Genomic DNA, 25,609 nt, shown 5'->3' on the forward strand with positions numbered 1-25,609 from the left:
AAAAGCGGTAGGTTTAACGGGATAAAATCAGATTATCGTCGTCGTTTTTCAGCGATGAGGGGTTGCTGGATCTGAAAGGTAAATACTTCTGTCACGCCTTCGATAATGACGGGAACGCCGTTGATAATCTGCGGATGGTAGCGGGACTTTTTTAAAGCTGTCAGTACAGCCTTGTCGAATACCTGGCGGGGTTGCGATTGTAAAATACGCGGGGCAAAGATAGATCCGTCCTCAGCGATGGAAAATGAAACGATAACTTCGCCCTCCGTCCCACGGTCCAGTGCATTGCGCGGATAGGTGGGGATCACCATCTCTGCCGGCATATAGCCCTGCATCTGGATGAACGGTTGCGGAAGCTGCACAGGGCTGATGGACTGCCGTTCATTAGCGGGGCGCCCAAGATCACGGCTGGCAGTCACAATAAGTGCTTCCTGAGGCAGGCTGGGTGACTCTCCTACATGCAACTGTTGCTTTAATTGGCGCAAGGTGTCCGCATCCAGCCGATACACAGGTGTCGTACTTTTTTCTGCAGCAATGGGTGTGGCATCATTGCCAGCAACATTCGACAAGTGAATCTTTAAAACCTGCGCCATCAACGTCTGCTGTATCGGCATGAGTTGCAAACTGGCCAGGGGCAAGAGCAACATCAGCAATGCCAACACCCAATATTGTCTTGCTTCCGGCGTGGCGTTGTTGCGCTCGCGACGGCGATCCAGAATGGCTTCTATGCGATAAAACACCGGCGAATGTCCTGCCATGGGCAACGCCGGTTCGGGAGGATTTTTTTCTGCCTGCGCCATGGCCAGCAGATTCTCCGCGTAAACAATTTCTTTGTTACGCAGCTGCCAGTTGTTATGCAAACGGTAGATATAGTCATCACAAGCTATTTCGGCGTAGTGATATAAACGGCTTGCCAACCACCACACCGGGGGTAAAAACCAGAAAAACGCGCAACATAGTTTCACCAGCAGCATGGTTAGCCAATCGTAGCGCGCCACATGCCCCAACTCATGTAGCAGCACGGATAATTTACGTTCGCTACTCCAATGATTCGCTGCCGTGGGCAACATAATGACCGGGCGAAAAACACCCCACATTTGCGGCGAATTCACCGCAGTGCTGGAGAGCAAAGTCACTTGGCCAGCCACGTCCATCTCTTCACATAACTCAGCCAGGATCTGCTGCAATTCACTATTGTCACAGGGCTTTGCCCGACGAGTTTGGAGTGCAACCCCGAGAATCCCGAGCAGTAAATAAAATAACAGCCAGAACAAGCCCAATGAATAAAGCGCTACTATCACTAGCAAATTTTCGGAATCGTTGAACCAGTTAGCCATGTCATACAGTGCATTTAAAACAGGCGATGTCTGTTCAGCAAAAGGGATTACCTGCCACTGAATCTCCGGCAAAAAACTGAATAATAATGGGAGCAATAATAACGCCAGCAAACCGCTCGCCAGCCAGAAGTGTTGCAAGGCAGCAGATTTTTTACGTAACAAAAATAATCCGGTGGCAACAACGAAGATGATCAATAACGGTTTGATCAGCAACAGTGTCAGTATGCTTAAAGCACTTTCTGTGGCCATACCTGCCTCGCTCTTTCATTATTGCTTTTTTGCTTTCTCAATCGCGGCTTTTAATTCGGTAATTTCTGCATCGCTCAATTGCTGCTTGTTCATTCCCAGCAGCGCATTGACGGCGGCAACCGTAGAGCCATCGAAGAACGTCTTGATCAACTTTTGTAATGCATTGGCGCGCGCCTCGCTGCGTTCAACAACAGGGAAATAAATGTAGCGCGGCCCGTCTTCCCGGTAAGCGACTAATTTCTTTTCCACCAATTTGGCGATCAATGCACGTACAGCAGAATAACTCGGTGGGTCAGGAATAGCTGAACGAACACCCTGGGCAGAGAGCTCGCCCCGCTCAAAGAGGGCATCCATAATCTGGCGTTCGCGCCGACTGAGCTGATTGTGCAAGGGATCTTTTGCCATAACCTTTCCATCAATGTGATTCAGTGAAGAGTGCTAATTTTTTAGCACTATGCTAAAAAATTAGCACCGATAAAATATAAGTCAAGCGCCTTGTGCTAAAAATTTAGCACCATCCTATAGCCGATGCGATATCTAATTGATTAATAAGCACTTTTTATTCAGACTGTCAGAACGGAATAGCGCAGATGCGCGTCGGTAAGGCACGGTGTGCCGGAGGCAGCTATGCTTATCAAGAAGCAGCATGATGAATGTGAGCTGTTACCAGGAGCGGATATGCCAAATTGGTTAACTGGCACCATTGTAGAGCGACATCAATGGAACAATCACCTCTGTTCCCTGCGGTTGTTGTTGGATTTACCCGAATTTGAAGCCGGTCAGTTTGTTAATCTGGGGCTGGAGATCAACGGCAAAACGGTCACTCGTCCCTACTCTTTGGTGAACCCGCCCGGCAAACCTGTCCAGGAAATCTTCTTCAATCGTGTAACAGGCGGCCTGTTGTCGCCACGTTTATTTCAACTGCAACCGGGCGACAAGGTGATCAGCAGCCCCAGAGCCGGGGGCTTTTTTGTCCTGTCACTGGTACCAGCAGCCCAACAACTGTGGCTGTGTGCCACCGGCACAGCGCTGAGCCCGTTCCTGTCCATGTTGCGCACCGTTGACCCTTGGGAAAGTTTTGAACAGGTGATACTTATCCACGGGATACGGGACCATAGTGAGATGGCCTATCACAAGGAATTGGAACACATCAAGCAATCGCATTCGCAGCAATTCCATTATTTTTATTCGGTTACTCGGGAAGCGGATACACCGCATTTTACGCAACATATTCCGGATCTTTTATTAAGCCACGAAGTAGAAAATCTGCTGGACTTAACCCTGACGGCAAACAATGCCCAGGTCATGTTGTGTGGTAATAGCGGTATGGTCAACAGCTGCCTTTCGGTGTTAACCGAACGCGGCTTGAAACGGAATGAGCGTCGCGATCCGGGCCAAATTACCATTGAAATCTATCAATGATCCCTCCTCTATTACCGCGCTTTGCCCGTTGAGTATCAACAGCTAAAACCTTCGGTATTGTTTTTCCGCCCGGTTCATAAATTAACGAAAAAGATTTGACCCCTACCCACAGACTGCGCAGTATAGGCACGCATTACGCCAGTGAACGGCGATCATTTTTTCAGGGTTGGTTTTATGCGCGAATTTTTCCTGACGGCTTCGGCATGGCAGATTGTAATAGCGGGAACGGTATTTTTTGCCGGTATCTATCTCATCTATGGTTGCCTGACCTGGTTGCTGACTGAGCGTCTCCTGCCTGCGTGGGGCATCGGCCGAAAGCTCGACCCCCGGCCGCTCACCAAAGGACAGTGGCAACGTGAGATCGGATTGTCTTTATTATCTATCCTGATTTTCGGTGTAGGCTTATTGCTGCCATGGGGGCTTCTGCGGCAGGGTTGGGTAAACCTTGCTCTTGAGCCATCCGCCGTGCAGGTTATTCTGGAAATGCTCGTCTTGTTATTATGGAATGAAGTGCACTTTTATATTACCCACCGTTTGTTGCATACACCTTGGTTAAGGCAATTCCATCTCGCCCATCATCGCTCGGTGGTCACTACGCCCTGGTCTACTTACAGCTTCCATCCGGTGGAAGCCATACTGTTGGGCAATGTGATTGTGTGGCCCATGTGGGTACATAATTTCAGCATTGCAGCGCTGATTACCCTGCCCTTAATGAGTTTATTGTTCAACAGTATTGGTCATTCGAATTATGAAATTTATCCGCATGGAACCAAGCCCTGGTTTCAGGCAAGCCGACGTCATCAGCTGCACCACGCCTGCTTCAAGGGTAACTTCGGTTTTATGTTTGCTTTTATGGATCGCCTATTGGGCACCAGCCTTCCTGATGACGCTGCCGCATCACAGCTTGAAAAATGGCACGCTCGTCAATCGTAAATTATTAAGGACAACTTATGCCTATTCGTTTTAATCAGGTTTATATCGATGCAGCCGGTTATTTTCTGCCCGGCGATCCGGTGGACAATGACGCGATGGATACGTTTATTGCGCCGATCAATCGACTGTCAAAACGCATCAAACAAAAAATTCTCAAAGAAAATGGCATTCAGACTCGCCACTACGCCATCGACGAACAGGGCAACACGCGCGTGTCCCATACACGCCTGGCCGTAAACGCCATACAGGATTGCCTGAATCGCAGCCACACCACTCTGCAAGACATCAGTTTGTTAGCGGTGGGTGCCTCTGGTAGCGATGCGCTTATACCAGGTTTTGCCGCTATGGTTCACGGCGAACTCGGCGCTCCGCCCATGGAAACACTTTCAAGCCTTGGTGTGTGTGCCGCCGGTGTCAGTGCCCTGGCATTTGCCGCACAGGCAATTGAACTCAATGGTCATGAACAGGCATTGGTCGCTGCGGCAGAATTGCCGTCGCGTATGTTCAAGCAATCCCGTTTCGCACCGCGCGGTTACCACAGTGATTTTGACGCGCATTTTTTACGCTGGATGCTATCAGACGGGGCGGGCGCGCTATTGTTGACCCGCAAACCTGGATCAACGCGCCCTGTACGCCTGAAGTTAAACTGGATTCACCAGAAAAGTTTTGCCGGTGACTATCCCGTTTGTATGCAACTGGGCTTAACAGAAGATCGACAAACCTCCTTTCTTGATTTTCCCTCCAGTAGTGAAGCTGAAGCCGCCGGCGCACTTTCATTGCGCCAGGACATTCGCTTACTGCCACATTTGTTCGACGTGAGCATCCATGAATATGTGAAGCTGGTGAGCGAAGGCTGGATCGATTCCCGGGACATTGATCACTTTCTTTGTCATTACTCCTCCGAACGTTTTATTCCTGTTGTTGAGGAATTGCTGGACAAAGCCGGGTTAAGTATTCCGCGCGAACGTTGGTACAGTAACCTCACCACCCGTGGCAATACCGGGGCGGCTTCCATTTTTATTATGTTGGCGGAATTTCTGGAAACGCGGGAGCTGAAACCGGGCGAGAAAATTTTTTGCTTTATTCCCGAGTCCGGTCGCATCAGTGCGGCTTATATGTTGATTGACGTAGAGTCATCCGATACAGAAGTGAAGCCTTCACCAGCACCAGGCACTATCGCCGAGCCAGTTAACCATCCCCCATTCCCCGTCATTGAGGCACCACACGATCCACGCACCGCTCCCGATCATTTGCGCGAGCTTCTGACGAGCCTGGCAAATATCTGGCACAACTACCGTTCCGATGTCTGGCGTAGTCCCGTGATTCACAAACTGGTCTCCCGGAAGTTTACTCAGGATGATTATCGTCAATGGACGGCGCAATGGGTTCCGCAAGTCAGGGAGGGCAGTAAGTGGATGCGCGAAGCTGTGCAGTCTCTCAGCGAGAAGTATGCAGCACTGGGCGAGTTGATTGAAACCCACGCGGGCGATGAGCAAAACGATTTTATGATTTTGTATCAGGATTATCTGGCTGCCGGCGGCACTACAGCACTGGATGATCTGCGTCGTAATCCCGGCGGCGATGCCTTGAATACGTATCTTCATGCATTGGCTGCGTCTCCCGATCCAGTCGGTTTGCTGGGAGCCATTTACATTATTGAAGGCACGGGACAACGTATCATCCCCGCGCTATTGCCCCTGTTGCGCAAACACGTCGACTTGCCGTCCAGCGCGTTTCGTTTTCTCGAATATCACGGCGCTAACGATGAGCATCATCTCGCGCGCTGGCTTAAAGCGGTTGAAATAACCCTGACCATCAATCCGCGCGCCGCAAAGTTGATATTGCAAACAGCCAAGCGCACAGCCCAACTGTATCAAATGCAATTTGACCACATTCTGGAGGAATAACATGAAACAGGATGCACCGCTTCCGCCTTTTCTTCAGGAAGCATTTGATCCCCGCGACCCCAACCCGTGGTTGGCCTTGTATCTGGATCGCAGCACGCCCCTGCCCGATCACGTTAAAGCTGCATGGCTCACTGATTCAGGCTCACGGTCACGGCAATTTCTATTGCCTTTCGCGCGTCCCATCGCACGCACGTTTATTGTACTGATACAAATCCTGAAATCTGTGTTGCCACGCCACTGGGCCGCATCAAAATTACTTCACTGGATTCTCGCCACAGGCCTGAAATATTTTGTTACGCCCGAAGCCAACTGGCTGGTCTTGCGGCACTTCCACCTGGGTTCACAGATCCTGGGGTTTATCGCGGCCAATGCGCCCGTAAAGACCATCACCGATCCCCTGGAACCCAAAAAACTGGATGACTTGAAAGATGAGTTTTTTCTGAAACACGATTTGAATTTATTTAATTTTGTTATTCGGCTGAATCAGGGGCTGCGCGATCAAGGACTGGCACTGGCGCCAGTATCCAGCCCTGATTTCAGTATGATTCATGAACCGGATCTGGATTTACCTTCGTTGCCCAACCGCTGGACAAATTTCATTGATTTACAAACGGCAATCGAGTTGTTTACGCCGACGTACCAGTTATTCCTGACCGACAATGATTTCTGGCGTGCCTCCAACTCGCTGCAACTGGACGAAGTCATCGGGATTTACGTCGCCACAATATTACAGTCACCGGAACACCTTATCCTGCTGAATAACAAACATCCGCTGGTGCCAATGAGCACCTTGCGTGCAGGTCACCGACTGGTACTGCATGGATTGTCTACCGAAATGCTGCATGCTTTATTGATGGAAATGAAAAATAAATCGCTGAACCATTCATAAAAATCACTGAGTTATGCATAAAAAAGCCGCCTTCAAGGGGCGGCTTTTTTTAACACGCTCTGTTATTACTCAAGCGGCAACAATTCCAATTCAACCCGACGGTTTGCCTGACGACCGGCTTCAGTATCGTTGGTTGCAATGGGGTAGCGTGGTCCATAACCATAAGACTGGATACGACCCGCAGCCACTTTACGTTCTGACAGGTAATTGCGTACGCTGTTTGCACGCTGCTCACTCAATGTCTGGTTCAATTGTGCCCCGCCAGTGGAGTCGGTGTGGCCGCTGATCTTGATTGCTGTCTTGTTGAATTCAGCCAACACCAGGGCAACAGAGTCCAGCACATCGTAGAAGTCGGAACGGATAACAGCGCTGCCTGTAGCAAAGGTGATATTGCCGGGCATAATCAAATAAATCTTGTCACCTTCACGACGTACCTGAACACCACTACCCTGCAAACGCTGACGCAATGCCGCTTCCTGGCGATCCATGTAGTAACCGACACCCCCACCGATAGCACCGCCAGCCAATGCGCCAGTCAATGCACCTTTTTTACGATCACTCTTGCTAGCGGATGCGGCACCGACAACGGCGCCGGCTACGGCACCGATTCCTGCACCCTTCGCTGTGTTGCTGGCTTTTTGCTCACCGGTGTAAGGGTCTGTTGACATACAACCGAATAAAAACAATGCGGACAATAATGCAATCAACGGTTTCATGAAGCTTCCTCTTGTGGGACAGATGATGGAATTTGGTTAGCAAGATATCAGTATTTTAAGAAAATTAAATGGTGTTTTGTCAAAGTTTTATCGGCACAATAGACCAGCACGCCATTCGGCAGTTCAATCGTTTGGTTTTGTGTAGCCACCCTGCAAGATTCAGCATGGGTTCAGCTTTAGGCTGGATAGCCATATTAAATTGTTTTTTAATAGACTGCTGTCTGACATTCCTCTGACACTTAGGCGGATAACATTGCAATGAACTCTTTTTATATGGGCAGAATGCTAGCGTTGATTGGCGCAGGCCTGGCAGGAGCGTGCGGTTATTCTGTCAGCGTCAATGATAATGTTGTTTATACACCGGCGCCTTTATTCACCGACTATCAAATAGCTGACGACAACCTTCGCCAGTGTGTAGAGCAAACCATAACGGATGAAAAAATCACCGGAGCCTCGCAGTTAAACTTTCTTAATTGCAGCAATGCCGGTATTTCCAGCCTTGCGGGACTGGAGCGGTTTGGTGCATTACAAGAGCTTAACCTGGCCGAAAATCAGCTGCGCACATTAGCACCACTCGTTAAACTGACGCAGTTGAAAGTCCTTGTGCTGCGCAAAAATCAACTTGACGACGTTGCACCGCTGTTAGGGTTGTTGAAGCTGGTGCAAGTGGATCTGGAGCAAAATTCTCAACTTGAATGTACCGATGTCAACCAGTTGGCTGAGAATATGAGGGAAACCGGTGCAGAGATATTGAAACCGGAACAGTGTCGCTAGGCACTGTGCGCTGTTTCCGGAGCGGCTGACACAGAAATGCGTCAGCCAGGAGAGATAATTAACGGCCCACAAACATCAAGCCAATGGTATTACGCAACTGGTGAACGACCTTCATCTTCACCGGATCAATATTGATAGGTCCTACCGCTTTCTTGAAACGTACCATCACCTCCGTACCGACCGGCGGGTTAGGCTGGTTTTCAATCTGAACAAGTGCACCACCATCAGATATATCCTTGGTAAATCCTACAATCGTACCGAAGCTCGGATGACTCATTTCTACTCTTACCGAGGTCGATGTGCGTTCAAACATGCGACGTTCAATCACAGTCAAGCTCCTGATTTTCTGAAAGTTAATTGTACTCGGCGCAAAAATGCCTATCTCCGGCAAGCTTTAACAAGCATAGAACAGTTCTGCCACATTGAAAGCGGACTGGGCCAAAATTTGGCTGAAGAAAAGGGGCCGGAGCCCCTTAGCGTGATGCACGACACACGGGCATAGCGCCCATCAGGACTTAGAAACTCAGCCCGAGCCGCTTGCCTACCAGTTCGTAGGACTCCACGACATTACCGAGATTCTGACGGAAACGATCTTTATCCAGCTTTTCACGGGTGTCTTTGTCCCACAAACGACAACCATCGGGCGAAAATTCATCGCCCAGGATAACCTCACCCTTGAACAGTCCGAACTCGATCTTGAAATCCACCAGTAGCATATTGCCGCTGGCAAACAAGCCCTTTAGCACGTCGTTGACCTTGAAGGTCAACTCTTTCATCCGCGCGACCTGCTCAGCCGTGGCCCAGCCGAACGACTGGATATGGGACTCATTGACCATCGGATCGCCCAAGGCATCATTTTTTAAGAAGAATTCAAAGGTAGGTGGGTTGAGTTCAATACCTTCCTGCACTCCCAGACGGCGGGTGATGGACCCGGCAGCAATATTACGCACGACACACTCCACCGGAATCATGTCCATCTTTTTTACCAGGGATTCTGTATCGGAGAGCAATTTTTCAAAATGCGTGGGAATACCGGCTTCCTGCAATTTACCCATGATGAAGGCATTGAACTTGTTGTTCACCATGCCCTTGCGATCCAACTGCTCAATGCGCTTGCCATCAAACGCCGAGGTATCGTTGCGGAATAACAGGATCAAGCGATCCGGATCATCAGTCTTGAAAACAGATTTTGCCTTACCCGCGTAGAGTTGTTCGCGTTTTTCCATCATGGTGCCTGCTGTAAATAAGAAACTATCGGTTGGTTAAATCAGGTTACACCAACGTCAGCCAATCAAAACCTTCGTTTTGACAAGCGTAGGTTACCTGTTTGATCTGGGACGTTACCGGCATCAGGGCCGCCTGTGCCAATGCCGGTGTATTGTTTTGCTGGCTGATATGCGCCACTACCAGGTGTTGCAGTCGCCGGGTATCAACACGCTGCAAGAAGCCGGCAGCCTGTTGATTACTCAGATGCCCCCATTGCCCGCCTACACGCTGCTTGAGCGAGGGGGGATAGCTACCATAAGCCAACATCGCCGGATCATGATTCGCTTCGAGCACCATCGCATCGCAGGACTGGTAGCAGGCCTCAACGTGGGGCGTAATACTACCCAAATCGGTCAGTATTCCCAAGCGGAGACCGGCAAATTCAAGAACAAATTGCGCCGGTTCCCGGGCATCATGGGGAACAGCCACTGGCCTGACGGTCAGGCCGTTAATCTCAAACGGCGTGTAGGCGTGAATCAGGCGCAGGTCAGGGAGTTCACCCAGGTTGCGACTGTGAAAGGTACCGGGCGTCATGTAAACCGGAATCTGGTAACGACGCGCCAAGGCGGCAACGCCTTTTATATGATCCGAGTGTTCGTGGGTAACGAGAACCGCCGCCAGCTGATCTGGGCGGCGGGCGAGCCTTAAAAGACGCTGTTCGGTTTCCTTTAGGCTGAAACCACAATCGATGAGCAGTGCACCTGTCGCCCACTCCACCAGGGTGGAATTACCACGACTGCCACTGCCCAGCGATGCAAAACGCATGGCGTTTCCTTAAATGAGGTTCTTCCGCAGGATAGTCAGCATCTCGCGCGCCTTGCGCGGCTCAAGACGCTTGCCGTATGGGTCACGCACGCGCACCACCAAATCGCCTTCTTCGCCCGACACCATCACCAGATAACCCGGTGCATCCGGAAGGTTCTGCTCTTTTTTACGGTTCGATAAAGGCGCCTCATCAAGCTCCGCACCTTGGGGCAAGTGTGCTGTCAGCTCTTCCAGAGTGTAGGGGCTTTTTAACTTGATCAGCTCGTCTTCCGGCTGACCAAAGATCGCAGTCACCCACCTGGCGTTTCTGATACTGCTCCACTTGCGGCTGAACCAGCCTGGCCCTTCCGGATCTATCTTGCGGTAATGCACATAGAAGATGCCTGTCGCCGCATCGCTTTCATAGGGTGAAAAGCCTTCTTGTTTGACGGCGTGAGATAAGGTACCCAATGTACGTGCACGATCCAGCTTAAGGCGCATCACCGGCTCGTTACGTAGAATCCCCAGATTGGCTTTGGTAGAGCCGCCAATGGATTGGGCCAGCAACGAAGTGCCACCTTCCGTTGTATCGCTGGCTAGCGTGGCTGCCAACTCATCCAATAACCATTTTTCTTTTTCCGCATCGACGGAGGCCTGCGGCCAATTGACTGGAGAGGGCGGTGTTGTACCCGTTGGCACACTCAAATGAATGATATGAATCTCGCTGGTTTCCGGCTGGACGCCCTGGTCTATCTGAATGCGATATTTATCGTAAGTACTGAGATCAGTCTTGAACTGAATCCAGTCAGTTTCAATAACACCACTGCTGATATCAGAAGACGCTACCGCCAGCCCGTTAACATTAAGGAAGTGGCGTACACGCGGCCAGACTTCTCCCGGTGCCACATTCATCAGGATCCAGGTCTGTTGTCCGAGGCGCTGAATCTTGACGCTTTCTTCCAGCATGTTTGCCGAAAGCGGTAATGGCCGGGGAATTTCGTTGTTTTCCGGATCAGCTTCATAGCCGAAATCCGACTCGGTAATGGGGGGAATAGGATAGAGTTCACCCAAGGCGCTTTTATCCAGACTTTCATCCAAAACCAAAGGAGGAATATTATCGGCCATCAGGTAGTCATTTTCGCGATTGCGAAACACGCCATCATCACCGAAGAAAAAACCACAACCAGACAGTGAAACATTCAGCAGCGCCAGTAACACATAAAAAGCTGGCGACTTTTTAACAGTCATTATTCTCATGAATCGTCTCTACAACAGCCCGGCGGATTGCAGGGCGGATTTAACCTGTGGGTGATACTGCGCCGACAGACGTGTCAGCGGCAGGCGAATACCGGACTGGATCAAACCCAACTGCTCTACCGCCCACTTGACGGGTATCGGGTTGGATTCAACAAACATGGCGGCATGCAAGGGTAGCAAGCGGTCATTAATTGCGCGCGCCTCTTCAGCCTGTCCGGCAATTGCCAGCTCACACATCCGAGCGATGGCAGCAGGTACGACATTTGCGGTGACAGAAATATCCCCTTTGCCACCTAAAAGCATCAATTCCACAGCGGTAGCATCATCGCCGGAGATGACAACAAAATCTGCCGGAGCTTGCTCGATCAGGGTCTTTGCGCGTTCAAGATCACCCGTGGCTTCCTTAATCCCGATGATGTTATCAACCTGCGCCAGACGCAGCACCGTCTCCGGTCGCATATCCACGCCGGTGCGCCCCGGTACGTTGTACAGGATTTGCGGAATAGCCACCGCCCTGGCGATAAATTCATGGTGCAGGAAGAGACCTTCCTGGGTGGGCTTGTTGTAATAGGGCGTTACAAGAAGGCAAGCATCCGCGCCTACCGCTTTGGCGGCAGCAGTCAGCTCCACCGCTTCGTCGGTCGAATTAGCGCCGGTTCCGGCAATTACCGGAATACGGCCATGGACCTGATCAACGATTTTGCGAATAACTTCCAGGTGTTCCTCAACATTCAAGGTAGCAGACTCACCCGTGGTGCCGACCGCAACAATGGCGTCTGTGCCCTGCTCCAGATGCCAATCCACCAACTTATGCAAACTGGCCCAGTCCAGTGCATTGTCGGGGGTCATGGGGGTTACCAGGGCAACCATACTGCCTTGAATCATTAGAAACTCCGTTGTTAACGAACACCAGACGGATGATGTTCATGAAAATGCAAAGGCGCAATGGTACTGAGAGGAGCCGCACGAAACAAGCGCGTTGCGGCGCAATCGGCCCGGCTTACTTTTTAAAATCCAGCATACGCTGCAGCGGAATCATCGCTCGGCGAGCCAGCTCTGGCTCAACATGGATTTCGTTGTCATCGCGCTCAAAAACGGTGGCGAGATTATCGAGCACATTCATGGCCATCCACGGGCAATTGGCACAGCTGCGACACGTGGCACCACTGCCAGCGGTAGGTGCGATATGAAATACCTTATCCGGATTCAACTGCTGCATCTTATAAAAAATGCCCTGGTCCGTGGCCACAATAAATTCACGGTTGGGCAGCGTCTGCGCGGCCCTGATCAATTGCGAGGTAGACCCGACCACATCAGCCAACTCAACCACTGCCGCCGGCGATTCGGGATGAACCAGGATGGCCGCTTCCGGGTAGAGGGTCTGCAAATCGATAACACCGCGCGCTTTGAATTCTTCATGCACGATGCAGGCGCCGTCCCACAGCAGTACATCGGCGCCGGTCTTTTGTTGTACATAGCTTCCCAGGTGTTTGTCCGGTGCCCAGAGAATTTTCTTGCCCTGTTTGTCCAGGTAATCCACCACATCCAGCGCGATACTTGAGGTCACTACCCAGTCGGCGCGCGCCTTAACCGCGGCGGAGGTGTTGGCATAAACCACCACGGTGCGATCCGGGTGCTGGTCACAAAAGGCTGAGAACTCGTCAATGGGGCAACCAATATCCAGCGAGCAAGTTGCCTCCAGGGTCGGCATCAGTACGCGTTTTTCCGGCGTGAGAATTTTGGCGGTCTCGCCCATAAATTTCACGCCGGCGACAATCAGGGTCGTGGCGGGATGGTTCTTGCCAAAACGCGCCATCTCAAGGGAGTCAGACACGCAGCCGCCGGTGGCTTCCGCGAGCGATTGAATCAGGGGATCTGTGTAATAGTGGGCAACCAGCACCGCATTGTGCTGCTTGAGTAATGTGGTAATGCGAGCTTTATAATCCGCCTCTTGCTCAGGCGTGTACTGCGGCGCACTCCAGGCGCGGGCCAGATGTTCCTGCACCAGCGCTTGTGCGGATTGGGCATGATTAGTGGCAATCATCACAGGTTTTGACATCACAGTTGCCTCAAGTGAAGGTGACGGATTCTACCACAAGGGCCAGACAGCCCTTTCACATTCATTTGACAATAAAAAAGGGGAAGCCATCTGGCATCCCCTTTTTGTTATGGTGGGTCGTGCGCGATTCGAACGCGCGACCAATTGGTTAAAAGCCAACTGCTCTACCGACTGAGCTAACGACCCAAAAGAGGCGCGTATATTAAAGACTTAAACAAAAAAAACAAGCGCTTTTTGGCGATTGGCCATGAAAAAATGCTCTGTCAAACAATGGGTTAAAAGATGCACAACCTCGGCGAATCGGACGGGATCAACTGCGATAAAGTGTTGGGTCTGCGACGCCAGCCTGGGCAAATCCGGCGCTGCGCAACCGGCAGCTGTCACACTTGCCGCAGGCTTCGCCGCGATCATTCGCCTGGTAACAGGAGACTGTCAAACTGTAGTCCACACCTAGGGCAAGCCCCTGCTTTATGATGTCAGCCTTGCTCAGATCAATAAGCGGTGTGCGGATTTTGAGGCGGTTGCCTTCCGCGCCGGCACGGGTCGCCAGATTCGCCATCACTTCATAGGCGGCGATGTAATCGGGCCGGCAATCCGGGTAGCCTGAGAAATCCACGGCATTGACACCAATAAAAATATCATCCGCACCCAGGACCTCAGCCCAACCAAGGGCAATAGACAGAAACACGGTATTGCGTGCCGGCACATAAGTAACCGGAATCCCGCTGGTTTCTTCTTCCGGTACCGAGATGGCATCATCGGTTAACGCCGACCCACCAATACTCCGCAGATCCAGCTTGATAACCTTGTGCTCCACGCTGCCTAATGAAGTCGCTGTGCGCTCTGCCGCCAACAACTCACTGCGGTGACGCTGACCGTAATCAAAACTGATGGTGTAGCACGCGTACCCCTGACTGCGGGCAATGGCCAGCACAGTGGTGGAATCCAACCCACCGGAAACAAGTACCACAGCTTTTTTTTGACTCATACGTCTGAACCTCATTAAGTCTCAGGTGCGGATTGTCAGTGACCGGGCGTATCGTTCCACAATAGTTTGTGGAGCTGTAATTGGAAGCGCACCGGCAGATTGTCAGCAATGATCCATTCCGCCAGTTGCACCGGTGCTATCTGGCCAAAGCTGGGCGAGAAGAGCACCTCACCGACCCGTTCATGCAGGCTATGTTCGTCCAGCTTGAAGCGCGCCCATTCATAATCTTCGCGATCGCAAATAACAAATTTCACCTGATCCTGCGGTCGCAGCAACGGCAGGTTTTCCCAGCGGTTACGATTCACTTCACCGGAACCGGGCGTCTTGAGGTCCATGACCTTGATCACCCTTGCGTCCACATCATCCAGCGGCAAGGCGCCGCTGGTTTCCAGCGATACCTGATAACCCGCATCACATAACCGTGTCAGCAAGACCGTGCAATCCCGCTGCGCCAAGGGCTCACCGCCGGTAACACACACATAGCGCGGGCGATAACTGCCCACTTTTTCCAGAATCGCCTCCAGGGTAAACCGCTCGCCACCGTAGAAGGCATATTCCGAGTCGCAGTAACCGCAACGCAAGGGGCAGCCGGTCAAGCGAACAAACACCGTCGGCAACCCGACAGTGCTGGACTCGCCCTGGAGGGAATAAAAAATCTCGGTGATTTTCAGGGTTATATCGGTCATAAGACATTTGGCCGCGATGGGCGATGGACGAGCTCCCGCTACGCCCGCCAAGCAGGAAAAGACGCGCAGTTTACCCAAACCCTTACGACTATGCGAGCGCCAGGTTTGTCTGCCACAGAGCGGGCTGGTATCCTGAGTGGTCGTCTGCACGCTTCAGGCAGAGGGCACATACCGGCAACCGTTTCGGCTCCCCCGGCTCCAGCGAGAGGGATCTGACTAGAAAGATATCTGATGAAAGAGATACCTGATCAGCACCATGAAACCGATCAAAACCAAGCGTCAATTGCGCGATGAACTCAATCAACAGGTTAGCGAGTTTCTCGGTCATGGCGGCGCCGTAAAAGAGGTGCCGCGTGGCGTAAGTGGTCGCGAGAACGCCCACGGCCCCTTGGTCAGCATCTTTGATGGCCAGGGTGCAGAAGACCGTACGCCGGTCCCGGAGGTTGTCGCTGCCATAGAAGCGCGCCGTAAGCCTCAACTTCCACTTCACAAAAGCCAGCGCAGGCCGCGACCACGCAAGCGCGTCATCCTGGATGATTTCGGCCAGCCCTTGCGCTGGGAATGGGTGGAGGAATAACGGCGTTAATCTTGCGCCTGTTTGAACAGCGGCATGAATTGCTGCCATTCGGTAAACACGCAGGTCACCCCAAATTCATCCAGCTCTTCCTGGGTTAAATGCGGCCGATAGCACCACACAGTCGCACCACTGTGAACCCCGGCGCTGACTCCCGGGAAGCTGTCCTCCACAATCAAACATCGTTTGATATTCAAGCCCAGGGCCGCTGCGGCCCGCTGATAGATTTCCGGGTTTGGCTTGGCAACACCCACCGTCTCTGTGTCAAAGCGACGTTCTAACGGAAAAAAACTATCCAGTCCGGTATGGGTCAATTTCACATCCAGCTCGCGGGTCTGGGAATTGGTCACCAGGGCATAGGGCACATCCAGGGATTGCAAAACCTCTGTGATACCGGGCATCGCCACCAGCTCCCGCTCCATCAGCTCACGGAAATAGCGGCGATTATCTTCCATAAAGTTTTCCGGCAACGGACTGCCGCGATGCGCCTCTATCAATGCAACACACTGGGCAAAGCTTTGTCCGGTAAAGGTTTTGCCCACCTCATCCAGACTCATAACAATATCGATGTCTTGCAAGGATCGATGCAACGCACGGGTCGCGATGACCTCGGAGTCCACCAATACACCATCACAATCAAATAACACCGCTTCAAAAACAACAGACATAACATCAGGGTCCTCAATTAAGGAGAAAGAGCACAGAAGCTAAAACAGGGGAATTTCTTATTAGAAGGGACACACCAACAAGGCGAGCAGTGCTCGCCCCGCTTACAACCAATCCTTGCTCTTGAAATACCAGTAAGGCGCCAAGGCGCTTAACACCATCAGACACAAACCCAACTCGAATCCATACTGCCAATGGATATGAGGCATAAATTCGAAATTCATTCCGTACAAACTGGCCACCACGGTTGGCGGGAGGAAAATAACGGCAGCAATAGAGAAGGTTTTGATGATCTGGTTTTGCTCGATATTGATAAAACCCTGGGTGGAATCCATCAGGAAGTTTATCTTGTCGAACAGGAAAGCGGTGTGGGACATCAGGGTATCCACATCGCGTTTAATTTCCCGCGCCGTTTCCTGCAATTCAAAGTGTTCACGCAAATGGCGCTGCATAAATGAAATGGAGCGTTGGGTATCCATTAGACACAAGCGGATTTTACCGTTGCTGTCTTCCAGCTTGGCGAGGCGGTCAATGGCATCTTCCAACTCGGCGTCGGCATCTTCCAATACCATGTGGCTGACCTCTTCCAGTTTGCGATGGATATCCTCCAGGGCATCCGCGAGATTCTCCACCTTTTGTTCAAACATGGTGATCAATAAATCTTGCGGCGAGCTGACCTGCACCTGCCCGCGGCGTGCGCGCATGCGCAACAAACGGAAATCGGCCAGATCCCCCTCACGCACGGTCAGCAGACGTTTGTCCTGCAAGATAAACGCAACCGTCACGGTGTTGTGCCGGCCTGCCTCACCGGGCGAAAGAAACAGGGAGTGAACATGAATGCCCGCGCTGTCCTGAAAATAGCGGGCAGAGAATTCGATTTCTTCTACATCGTCCGATTCCGGCAGCTCGGCCCGTAAAAAGGTGTTGAGGTTTTCACGTTCCTCTTCGCTGGGCTCATGGGCATCAACCCAGACGGCATTGGCGAGCGAAACTTTGGTATCTTCTTCCTGTTGCGCGGGCACTTCACGCAAGGTGGTACCTTGAATCTTGAACAATCTCAACATCAGTGCTGCTCCTCAAGGAATGCATTACAACCATGCAAGGGCTTATAGCATATCCTGTTGACGCGTGACGGCTTTTTTGGGAGCTATCGAAAAAAATAAGCGCATCATTTGCCCAGGTACTTTTCGAAGCTATTCCGGATGAAATCGGTCTTGAAAGGCCGGCTTAGCGCTTCTTGCGATAAAAGCTTGCCTCGCCGGGTGGCCGCGTTTTAAAACGTCGGTGGACCCAGAGGTACTGGTCCGGTTGACGCCGGATAATTGCTTCAATCACCGCATTGGTACGCGTCGCGTCAGCCACATCATCGCCGCTGGGGAAATTGTCCAGCGGTGGGTAAAACTCTATCTCGTAATGCCCTTCGGCGTTCCGGTAATACGACATCGGAATGACCTTCGCCTGCCCCATTTGCGCAATGCGTCCGGTACCTACAATCGTTGCCGCATTTACGCCGAAAAACGGGGCAAATACCCCGTGCTTTAAACCATAATCCTGATCCGGGGCGTACCAGACGGAGTGCCCCTTGCGCAGGTTGCGGATCAACTGACGGGTATCGTCACGGGGAATGGCGGACTTGGCAAAGCGCTCGCGCGCCTGGGAGATCATATAGGACAACAAGGGATTCGGATCGCGCCGGTAAAGGACATCAAAGGTAATGTGGCTGGATAAAATACGCCCCACAAGATCAAGGGTGGTTTGATGGCAGCCCATCAGGATGATGCCTTTGCCTTCTGCCTGTACCGCTTCAATATGCTCCACACCTTTGATGGTGTAACGACCTTTGAACTGTTTATCACTGCCCCAGAAAGCGATGGCAGTCTCCACGACACTGATACCAACCGCGCGCATGATATCGCGCACCAGTTGGTTTTGCTCTCGCGCACTTTTTTCCGGAAAGCACAGGGCTACATTCACTTCGGTGATATGACGGCGGGGTCGGGCAAAGTAGTAAAACAAATAGCCGATACCTGCGCCAAGCCGCATGCTGATGGAAACCGGCAGACTCGCCAGCAATTTAAAAAAGCCCAGACCTAACCAGGTAAACCAATAACGCGGGCCATAGAACGAAGGGTGAAATTGAGGATCAGTTTTTCTATCCACGAGCGCTGATAACTCCAGAAGGGAAAATCACGCGGGCTGCCTACCCACAAAAAAGTTGATTAATTATAACAAGCCGGCATCGTTTATAAACGAGCTCGCTTTTCCACGCCCCTCGGTGGCCGATATCTGTTAAGGTAAACGCCATCGTTTTTATGCAAGAGCACCTTAATGTATGAAGATTAACGAGCTGTCCGCCAATATCGATCAGAAAATCGCCGAGTTGGAACAGCAACTGGAAAATCTGCATGCGCAACGCGCACAGGCCAGCGATCCGGAAAATCAGCAAAAAATTGTTGCCGACATTACGGCGCTAAACAAGATCAAGTTAAAACTGCTTAAATCCCGCGACATTGCCTGGCGCGCTCATCAATTACTGCGCGACCAGGAAGACCAGCGAAGCAATGATCGCCAACGCTTGCTCGGTCTGGCTTTGTGTATATTCAGTGCCGTTGGGGCAATAACATTGATCGGAATTTATTTCTGGAGCGGGTTATTTTGAGCTGATGAAACCGCTATTAAACAGACATCAACAACTGCCAAGGCAAAACGGAGCGTTCATCACGCTCCGTTTTCATAACTGCCAAGAGCCTGACGGCTCGGCTATCAATTAACAACAGCAGCATCAACGAGTGGTTTTAACTCACCCTTTTCATGCATTTCGGTGATGATGTCACATCCGCCAACTAACTCACCCTTGACCCACAATTGCGGAAACGTCGGCCAATTGGCGAACTTGGGTAACTCGGTGCGAATATCCGGGTTGGTCAGCACGTCGACATAAGCGAAGCGCTGGCCACACGCCATTAATGCCTGGGAAGCGCGCATGGAAAACCCGCACTGGGGCGCATTGGGCGATCCCTTCATGTAAAGGATGACCGGGTTTTCGTTGATTTGTTGCTTGATCGTTTCCAAAACGTCCATAAACGTAACTGACCTCTGTTTGCGGTGAATGCGGCAACGCGCAGTAGATGAAATAGTGGGGGCTGTACAGCAGAAAGCAAGCCGAATCGGGTGAGTATTCTAACCGGGGAATGCCCAATACGGCAGTGATTATGTTTTGTCGTCCCGCGACGGGTGAGCCTTTTTGAGAGTCTGCACCAGGTTAAGCGCCAGCTCGCGCCCTTCCGGAGACAGGGAGCAAAAGTAGCGAGTGAGTTGGTTAACCTGCTTTTCCAGCTCAGCGGCCCGCTTTTTATCGGTCTTGTACCGATCACTGGGTTCCTTGACAGCTGTTGCCTGGCTTTCCACCTCCGCATAGATAGCGGACACGGTCAGCCCTAAAGCGCGGGCAATCTCTTCCAGAAGATCCAGGGACGGGCGTTGTTCATCCCTTTCGATACGCGACAGATTACCGGCATCCGTGCCTGCCACAAATGATACCGCTTCCAGGGTCTTGCCCTGGGCGTTGCGGTGTTGCCTGAGTACTTTGCCTATTTTCATTTCGCCATTTTCTGCGCCGCGCGCAAACCTAACAACGCGAAATACGCAAATAAAATCCTACTGAGATTGCGTCGATAACAAACAGCCGCCGGATAAACTGACAAAACAGCCCTTATCCAACAATGATTTATGTGTCAATCTCGCGCACCATTGATCATCCCCCTGCCTGAGTGCAAACTGCAAAGCCTGCCAACCTGAAAGATTGAACCCGGTATGTTTAAACTCCGCACCCAGTTTTTTCTCGCTTTACTGACCACCAGTGCCGTTCTGACCGGTGCACTCTATGCATTCTTCAGTTTCAGCTTTGAGCGCGGTTTCTGGCATTACATTGAACAGAAAGAAATTGCACGTGCGGCGCCTTTGATTGAAAAGCTGGAACAACATTATCAGGAGCACGGCAATTGGGATTGGTTCAGGAATAATCCCGACGCCTGGCCCGAATACCTCACTGTGTTTATGGTGGACAATTTTCGGAGCCGGCGCCCGCCTCCCGAGGCTATACCCGGCACGCCATCCGAGAGGATGGCGCCGCCGGTTAATGTCAGCCGACGGGTCAGTGCATTGTTCCGCGCCGTGGTCTTGCTCGACAGTGAGCAGCAACTCGTCGCGGGCGATCCGCGTATGCGCCGCGACATTTATCGCCATAAGTTACAGGTAAATTCGCGTACCGTGGGTTATCTGGGAATGCCGCTGAACCCGGCCTTACGCGATCTGCATGATGCGGAATTCGCCGGCGATCAAACCACCAATCTGGCGCTGATTGCTGTCGCCGCGTTTTTGTTCGCGCTGCTGTCAGCCTTACCGTTGTCTCACTTTTTAACCAAACGCATCCACGCACTGGTGCAACATATTCAGCGGCTAAGCCAGGGCCAGTACGATAATAAGATTCACCTCAAGGGCGAAGACGAATTAACCACCCTGGCAGAACACCTCAATGACCTGGGAAACTCACTGCAACAAAGTGAACAGGCTCGCCGGCGTTGGGTAGCCGATATTTCCCATGAGCTCCGCACCCCACTGGCGGTCTTGCAAGCAGATATTGAAGCGCTTGAGGATGGTGTCAGATCCCTGGACCAAAAAGCCCTGGCGCGGCTGCAACAACACACCCGACGTCTGACCAACCTGGTGGACGACCTTTATGATCTCTCGCTGACGGATATCGGCGCCTTGACTTATCGCAAACAACCTTGCGATCTGCATGCGCTTTTGCACGAGCTGGTGACGATGATGCAGCCACGTTTCGAGGTTGCAGGATTGACGCTGAGCGCGCATTTGCCTGCGGGGGACGCACCGGTTCTAGGTGATCCGCAACGCCTGCACCAGCTATTTTTGAATTTATTACAGAACAGCCTGAACTATACGCAGGCGCCTGGTCGCGTTGAGTTACACATGCAGCGCGAGGCGAATCAGTTTGTCATCACACTGGATGACAGCGCCCCCGGCGTCGATGCCTCACTGCACGAAAAATTATTCGAACGTTTATATCGCGCAGAGTCTTCCCGCAATCGCGCTACCGGTGGTGCTGGATTGGGCTTGACCTTGTGCCGCAACATCGTGGAGGCGCACGAAGGAACCATCCATATCACAAACAGTCAGTTAGGCGGTTTGACTGTCACCGTTACCCTGCCCTTGTCGCGAGCCTGACTTTATGATGCGTATCCTGATTGTGGAAGATGAACCGGAACTGGGTGAGATAGTGCAGGATTACCTGCGCGCTCAGGAATTTGATACCACGCTGATCAGCGATGGAAAAACGGCGCTGCACAAAATCCTCCACGAACATTGGGATCTGGTATTACTGGATTTAATGCTGCCCGGCAAAGACGGTTTGAGCGTTTGCCAGGAGGTGCGGCGCGTCTCCCAGGTGCCCATTATTATGATGACCGCCAAGGTTGAAGAAATTGATCGTCTGCTGGGCCTCGAATTGGGGGCGGACGATTATATTTGCAAACCCTACAGCCCACGCGAATTGGTTGCGCGTGTAAAAGCCGTATTGCGGCGCACCCAACCGCCCACCGCCGATACCCACTTTCACCTCGACCAATCAACGTTATCCGTGCGCTTTGGCGAACAACAGGTCGAAATTACCGCAGTGGAATATCGTTTATTGGAAACCTTGATGGCCAACAAAGAACGGGTGGTTTCCCGCGAACAATTGATGAAGCATGCTTACAAGGATCACCGCGTGGTGAACGATCGGACGATGGATTCGCACATCACAAAATTGCGCAAAAAATTATTGCCGTTAACTGACGAAGAAATTATTCATTCGGTATACGGTGTCGGCTACAAATTACAAATTCCGCGCGCTGAATTGCCCTGAAAAGTTAATCATCCCGGCAATAAAAAGCCGGCACGGAAAGTGCCGGCTGCGTCATTCAACTACGACTCACAAAGCGCACCGATGATAGCGGGAATTTCCGCTGCAGTGCCCTGGGGTTTTGTGCCCTGAAATCCAAATTCAATGGATTGCCCCGGTTGGATAACGGCATTCCAGCCTAGGTTGGCAGCCGAGTAAGGATTGCTTCCGGTAAGCTGTGTATTCCACGTGTGGCTAACGCGGTCGCCTCCGGTGTACTGCCACCCTACCGTCCAACCGTTCAGCGGTGTCACGCCTTGATTGGTGATACGCACCACGGCGACAAAACCGGTGCCCCACTCGCTGGTGAGGATGTATTCACACTGCGCCGTCCCCACAGCACCGTAGGTGCCCGTGTGGGTAACCGCGTGCGATGCCAAGCCATCACTGACGGTCAACGTGGTTGCATAACGGCCGGGACTGGCAAATTGATGGGAAGTGTTGACACCGGTGGCCGTTGTGCCATCGCCAAATTCCCATTGATACGTCAGGGCATCGCCATCCGGGTCTGACGAACAGCTCGCATCAAAGATCGCATTCAACGGCGGCGGATAGATAGCGTTTTGAATAATCCGGAAGCAGGCGGTGGGCGGCGTGTTGTTATCCGGTATGGCAATACCGCTGGATTCAATTTGCCGGGTGATGGTATCGGAGAATTCACCATCGCTCACCGTCATGGTAACTGTGTAGGTGCCGGCAACCTGGTATTGATGAAATACCGTATCAATAGACCGTGTCGTTTCATAGGTTGCCCCGTCGCCCATGTCCCAGGAAAAGATCAGATCATCGTCCTCATTGGGATCGGTGGAACCGACACCACTACAGGCTGTGAAATATTGATCCACGCTTGAGCCATCCGGTTGTGCCACTGCACGCTCAACTTCAGAACATGCCACTGCTGCGACCGGGGGTTCGTTGGGCTCCTCTATTTGACCGGTAGATGTCCAGTTAAATTGCTGGGTCACCGTGTGCAAGGTGTCTGACACCGTCAAGGTGATGACATAGTTGCCGGCTTCTTCGTAGACATGAACGGTTTCAGTATAGGAAATCACACCGGTTGATGAACCATCGCCCCAATCCACGATGTACGTCAGGTAATCACCGTCCGGGTCAATAGAACCGGATAAATCACACGCCGTCACGATGTCATCAATGTAAGAACGCGTGGTTTCCTCACAGGTTAACACCGCAAGGGGCGGCTCATTATCCTGTACATCACCGACCACCAACGTCACCGCTTCGGTATCTGAAAAGGGAATGCCTGATGCCGATAAAACCAGTCGATAAATACCAGGTTCTGCGTAGGTGTGCGACGTCACCAGATCATTACTGGTGGCACCATCGCCAAAGTGCCAATTAATGTTGTATGCCGCCTCTGAATCCCGCGCGTCAACATAGACCGTCATGTCTTCCAGGCGATATTCCAGATTGGCTGACGCACGGAAGTCATACCATGCACCACACCGCGCGGGTGCAAACATTTGTTTGGTGTCAGCCAGTTCGCCGTCACTGACGGTCACCGTGATATAAGCGCCGCCGTCGACACCGCGGCTTGGGGAATTTGCGCTGGATGATGTCGTGGGCCCCGCTCCCAGGTCCCAGATGTACGTCAATGCATCGCCATCCTCATCAAATGAGGCATTAGCCCTACCATGAATGAGCCCCAAACCGGAACTCACCGCCAGCATCGCTATCGGTGCACGATTGCCGCCGCTGTGTTCCGTTACCGTAATGATATCTGTCTGGGTATCTGTGAGTTCACCATCCGACACGGTGACTGTAACCGTGTAATTCCCCGGCGCGCGGTAGGTGTGCCAGGCATTGCTGTAACGGATGACCTCGCCATCACCAAAGTCGATTTCATACGTCAGGGAATCTTTATCCGGATCGCTTGAATCACGCGCATCAACAAAAATTGTCGGGCCGTGAACGGCGGTGTCAACCGCCACATCCGGCGCGTGGTTTGGCCCGCTGGCAACGGATGAACTGCTGGAGCTGGACGATGACGATATATAGCAAGCAGATGGAAAACTCATACTTGATGAAGAAGAACATGCGGATGAAGAACCTCCGCAGGCTGAGGCTGAAGATGAGCTGAAGGAAGATTGCGCAGACGCAATGGAGGTAAGCAACAGAAAAACGCAAGAAAAAAATAGCTGTAAAAACGTCGTGATTCTCATCAGATGAAATTCCTTTGGACAAGTGGTTGCTGTTATTAACCATCAACAGCCGCTTCCATGACAAAGCCAGGCTCACATACCGATAAGGATCCGGCAGGAAAATCGGCACAACACGGTTCGCCGCTTTGTCACACCTTTAAACTTATTGTTATTGACAACGCGATATCATCCTTCCCGAATAACACAACATCAGCTTCAGCTGATATTTTTATTCATAAAATAATGTGCATTATTTTTTCAGGAAAAATGATTACGACAACGCGTGTGCTACATCTACACGTTCATCATGACCATTTCAAGGAGAAGAATCAAAATTTGAAATGCACGCGCAATTGCGCGGCAATGGAGTCGCTGATCTCGACATCCTGCACGGGGTGCTGAATATAATACACACTGGTTTGCGCGTTGAGGCGGTTGAGCAGGTTGCCAAAATAACTTAGCTCCCACGCCATCTCTGCTGACTCCCAATCCGGATAAACCTGTTGCTGAAGATCACTGGAACGCGCGTGAGCGATACCCAGGCCGATGCCATCTCCCGCACGCCACCGATTATTCAGCAAGATGCCAGTGCCGATGTAGTCATGGCTCAATGCGGCGTTGTATTCGGTATGACTGACCTGTAGAAATACCGCGAGGTTATCGTTAAGGTGTTTTTCAGTAAAGCTGTAGACCACATCACTTTGTTGGCCCCGATAGGCGACCTCAACCACGGATAAGGCATAACGGGAGCCAACATCCACTGAGGATTGCGGGTAGCTGATCAGGCGCCATTCGGCATGAATATCGGAATGCGGCAGGAGTGTATTGCGGGTGGGGTCAACACGCAGCATTTCGTCAAAATAAGCTACGTCTTCTGCTGATAAATCGTCACTCCATTGCAAGCTGTCATCCGCCTGGGCGAACGCAGCAAGGCCACTAATAAACACCGCAGCGATTTTTTTCATCCCGTCACCTGCCAGTTAACAGATTGAAGCCCCAAGTCAGATATCGCGCAGAAACGCTT

At 51.8% G+C, this 25,609-nt stretch carries 28 protein-coding genes and 1 tRNA gene; 9 read left to right on the top strand and 20 right to left on the bottom strand.

What is annotated here, in order from left to right:
• Nucleotides 1–32: 32 nt before the first annotated feature.
• Together ACSV5M_RS12225 and ACSV5M_RS12230 are read right to left on the bottom strand one after the other, a co-directional pair.
• Nucleotides 33–1,586: a TonB family protein gene (locus ACSV5M_RS12225; protein ID WP_439176514.1), complete on the bottom strand. Its 1,554-nt coding sequence runs from the start codon at nt 1,584–1,586 to the stop codon at nt 33–35.
• Between the two features lie 18 nt (nt 1,587–1,604).
• Entirely contained in the window at nt 1,605–1,991 is a 387-nt protein-coding gene (locus ACSV5M_RS12230) for a BlaI/MecI/CopY family transcriptional regulator (RefSeq protein ID WP_439176515.1), read from the bottom strand.
• Between the two features lie 273 nt (nt 1,992–2,264).
• Between ACSV5M_RS12230 and ACSV5M_RS12235 the strand changes: the two genes are divergently transcribed.
• The 4 genes from ACSV5M_RS12235 (at nt 2,265) to ACSV5M_RS12250 (ending at nt 6,737) form a co-directional block, all read left to right on the top strand.
• Nucleotides 2,265–3,008 carry a ferredoxin--NADP reductase gene (locus tag ACSV5M_RS12235; protein ID WP_439176516.1) on the top strand — a complete coding sequence of 248 codons (744 nt, stop codon included), beginning with the start codon at nt 2,265–2,267 and terminating at the stop codon, nt 3,006–3,008.
• Nucleotides 3,009–3,182: 174 nt separating this feature from the next.
• Nucleotides 3,183–3,941, top strand: a complete 759-nt coding sequence (locus ACSV5M_RS12240) for a sterol desaturase family protein (RefSeq protein ID WP_439176517.1) — start codon at nt 3,183–3,185, stop codon at nt 3,939–3,941.
• 17 nt (nt 3,942–3,958) lie between these two features.
• Complete coding sequence (locus tag ACSV5M_RS12245) at nt 3,959–5,848, top strand: iron-containing redox enzyme family protein (protein WP_439176518.1); 1,890 nt, start codon at nt 3,959–3,961, stop codon at nt 5,846–5,848.
• A 1-nt stretch (nt 5,849) separates the two neighbouring features.
• Nucleotides 5,850–6,737, top strand: a complete 888-nt coding sequence (locus tag ACSV5M_RS12250; protein ID WP_439176519.1) for a DUF6999 family protein — start codon at nt 5,850–5,852, stop codon at nt 6,735–6,737.
• Nucleotides 6,738–6,802: 65 nt separating this feature from the next.
• On the opposite strand, the gene ACSV5M_RS12255 is transcribed toward ACSV5M_RS12250, so the two are convergent.
• Nucleotides 6,803–7,453, bottom strand: coding sequence for an OmpA family protein (locus ACSV5M_RS12255; protein ID WP_439176520.1), 651 nt, complete (start codon nt 7,451–7,453; stop codon nt 6,803–6,805).
• Between the two features lie 273 nt (nt 7,454–7,726).
• Between ACSV5M_RS12255 and ACSV5M_RS12260 the strand changes: the two genes are divergently transcribed.
• Nucleotides 7,727–8,227, top strand: coding sequence for a leucine-rich repeat domain-containing protein (locus tag ACSV5M_RS12260; RefSeq protein ID WP_439176521.1), 501 nt, complete (start codon nt 7,727–7,729; stop codon nt 8,225–8,227).
• 58 nt (nt 8,228–8,285) lie between these two features.
• Here the strand turns inward: ACSV5M_RS12260 and ACSV5M_RS12265 are convergent, their stop codons facing one another.
• The 9 genes from ACSV5M_RS12265 to queE form a co-directional block, all read right to left on the bottom strand.
• The gene (locus ACSV5M_RS12265; RefSeq protein ID WP_087468689.1) at nt 8,286–8,555 is read right to left on the bottom strand and encodes a PilZ domain-containing protein; all 270 of its coding nucleotides are present in this window, start codon (nt 8,553–8,555) and stop codon (nt 8,286–8,288) included.
• Between the two features lie 187 nt (nt 8,556–8,742).
• Nucleotides 8,743–9,453, bottom strand: a complete 711-nt coding sequence (purC, locus tag ACSV5M_RS12270) for a phosphoribosylaminoimidazolesuccinocarboxamide synthase (RefSeq protein WP_439176554.1) — start codon at nt 9,451–9,453, stop codon at nt 8,743–8,745.
• 46 nt (nt 9,454–9,499) lie between these two features.
• Nucleotides 9,500–10,258 carry an MBL fold metallo-hydrolase gene (locus ACSV5M_RS12275; RefSeq protein ID WP_439176522.1) on the bottom strand — a complete coding sequence of 253 codons (759 nt, stop codon included), beginning with the start codon at nt 10,256–10,258 and terminating at the stop codon, nt 9,500–9,502.
• Between the two features lie 9 nt (nt 10,259–10,267).
• Nucleotides 10,268–11,485 (bottom strand): outer membrane protein assembly factor BamC, encoded by a 1,218-nt coding sequence (gene bamC / locus ACSV5M_RS12280; protein WP_439176523.1) that lies wholly within the window; start codon nt 11,483–11,485, stop codon nt 10,268–10,270.
• An 18-nt stretch (nt 11,486–11,503) separates the two neighbouring features.
• Entirely contained in the window at nt 11,504–12,379 is an 876-nt protein-coding gene (gene dapA / locus ACSV5M_RS12285) for a 4-hydroxy-tetrahydrodipicolinate synthase (RefSeq protein WP_439176524.1), read from the bottom strand.
• 115 nt (nt 12,380–12,494) lie between these two features.
• Nucleotides 12,495–13,553 carry a quinolinate synthase NadA gene (gene nadA / locus ACSV5M_RS12290; protein ID WP_439176525.1) on the bottom strand — a complete coding sequence of 353 codons (1,059 nt, stop codon included), beginning with the start codon at nt 13,551–13,553 and terminating at the stop codon, nt 12,495–12,497.
• Nucleotides 13,554–13,663: 110 nt separating this feature from the next.
• Nucleotides 13,664–13,739, bottom strand: a tRNA-Lys gene (locus tag ACSV5M_RS12295).
• 124 nt (nt 13,740–13,863) lie between these two features.
• Complete coding sequence (gene queC / locus ACSV5M_RS12300; RefSeq protein WP_439176526.1) at nt 13,864–14,541, bottom strand: 7-cyano-7-deazaguanine synthase QueC; 678 nt, start codon at nt 14,539–14,541, stop codon at nt 13,864–13,866.
• 35 nt (nt 14,542–14,576) lie between these two features.
• The gene (queE, locus tag ACSV5M_RS12305; RefSeq protein ID WP_439176527.1) at nt 14,577–15,227 is read right to left on the bottom strand and encodes a 7-carboxy-7-deazaguanine synthase QueE; all 651 of its coding nucleotides are present in this window, start codon (nt 15,225–15,227) and stop codon (nt 14,577–14,579) included.
• 256 nt (nt 15,228–15,483) lie between these two features.
• On the opposite strand from queE, the gene ACSV5M_RS12310 reads away from it, so the two are divergent.
• Entirely contained in the window at nt 15,484–15,804 is a 321-nt protein-coding gene (locus ACSV5M_RS12310; protein WP_439176528.1) for a hypothetical protein, read from the top strand.
• Between the two features lie 5 nt (nt 15,805–15,809).
• On the opposite strand, the gene ACSV5M_RS12315 is transcribed toward ACSV5M_RS12310, so the two are convergent.
• From ACSV5M_RS12315 to lpxL, 3 genes are all read right to left on the bottom strand, one after another.
• Nucleotides 15,810–16,469 (bottom strand): HAD family hydrolase, encoded by a 660-nt coding sequence (locus ACSV5M_RS12315; RefSeq protein ID WP_439176529.1) that lies wholly within the window; start codon nt 16,467–16,469, stop codon nt 15,810–15,812.
• A gap of 102 nt (nt 16,470–16,571) precedes the next feature.
• Entirely contained in the window at nt 16,572–17,531 is a 960-nt protein-coding gene (corA, locus tag ACSV5M_RS12320; RefSeq protein WP_439176530.1) for a magnesium/cobalt transporter CorA, read from the bottom strand.
• Nucleotides 17,532–17,694: 163 nt separating this feature from the next.
• Entirely contained in the window at nt 17,695–18,627 is a 933-nt protein-coding gene (lpxL, locus tag ACSV5M_RS12325) for an LpxL/LpxP family Kdo(2)-lipid IV(A) lauroyl/palmitoleoyl acyltransferase (RefSeq protein WP_439176531.1), read from the bottom strand.
• A gap of 172 nt (nt 18,628–18,799) precedes the next feature.
• Between lpxL and ACSV5M_RS12330 the strand changes: the two genes are divergently transcribed.
• On the top strand, nt 18,800–19,126 hold the full coding sequence (locus ACSV5M_RS12330; RefSeq protein WP_439176532.1) for a hypothetical protein: 327 nt from the start codon (nt 18,800–18,802) through the stop codon (nt 19,124–19,126).
• A gap of 104 nt (nt 19,127–19,230) precedes the next feature.
• Here the strand turns inward: ACSV5M_RS12330 and grxD are convergent, their stop codons facing one another.
• Together grxD and ACSV5M_RS12340 are read right to left on the bottom strand one after the other, a co-directional pair.
• Nucleotides 19,231–19,548, bottom strand: coding sequence for a Grx4 family monothiol glutaredoxin (gene grxD, locus ACSV5M_RS12335; RefSeq protein ID WP_439176533.1), 318 nt, complete (start codon nt 19,546–19,548; stop codon nt 19,231–19,233).
• A gap of 129 nt (nt 19,549–19,677) precedes the next feature.
• Nucleotides 19,678–20,067, bottom strand: coding sequence for a helix-turn-helix domain-containing protein (locus ACSV5M_RS12340; RefSeq protein WP_439176534.1), 390 nt, complete (start codon nt 20,065–20,067; stop codon nt 19,678–19,680).
• 213 nt (nt 20,068–20,280) lie between these two features.
• On the opposite strand from ACSV5M_RS12340, the gene ACSV5M_RS12345 reads away from it, so the two are divergent.
• Nucleotides 20,281–21,711 (top strand): ATP-binding protein, encoded by a 1,431-nt coding sequence (locus ACSV5M_RS12345; protein ID WP_439176535.1) that lies wholly within the window; start codon nt 20,281–20,283, stop codon nt 21,709–21,711.
• Nucleotides 21,712–21,718: 7 nt separating this feature from the next.
• Nucleotides 21,719–22,390 carry a response regulator gene (locus ACSV5M_RS12350; protein WP_439176555.1) on the top strand — a complete coding sequence of 224 codons (672 nt, stop codon included), beginning with the start codon at nt 21,719–21,721 and terminating at the stop codon, nt 22,388–22,390.
• 59 nt (nt 22,391–22,449) lie between these two features.
• Here ACSV5M_RS12350 and ACSV5M_RS12355 read toward each other — a convergent pair whose 3' ends face one another.
• From ACSV5M_RS12355 to ACSV5M_RS12365, 3 genes are all read right to left on the bottom strand, one after another.
• Complete coding sequence (locus ACSV5M_RS12355; RefSeq protein WP_439176536.1) at nt 22,450–24,375, bottom strand: PKD domain-containing protein; 1,926 nt, start codon at nt 24,373–24,375, stop codon at nt 22,450–22,452.
• The gene (locus tag ACSV5M_RS12360) at nt 24,365–24,715 is read right to left on the bottom strand and encodes a hypothetical protein (protein WP_439176537.1); all 351 of its coding nucleotides are present in this window, start codon (nt 24,713–24,715) and stop codon (nt 24,365–24,367) included. The genes ACSV5M_RS12355 and ACSV5M_RS12360 overlap by 11 nt, the downstream gene beginning before the upstream one ends.
• A gap of 199 nt (nt 24,716–24,914) precedes the next feature.
• The gene (locus ACSV5M_RS12365) at nt 24,915–25,550 is read right to left on the bottom strand and encodes a carbohydrate porin (RefSeq protein WP_439176538.1); all 636 of its coding nucleotides are present in this window, start codon (nt 25,548–25,550) and stop codon (nt 24,915–24,917) included.
• Between the last annotated feature and the right edge of the window lie 59 nt (nt 25,551–25,609).

Source organism: Cellvibrio sp. ARAG 10.3 (assembly GCF_051846955.1).
Classification (GTDB): domain Bacteria; phylum Pseudomonadota; class Gammaproteobacteria; order Pseudomonadales; family Cellvibrionaceae; genus Cellvibrio.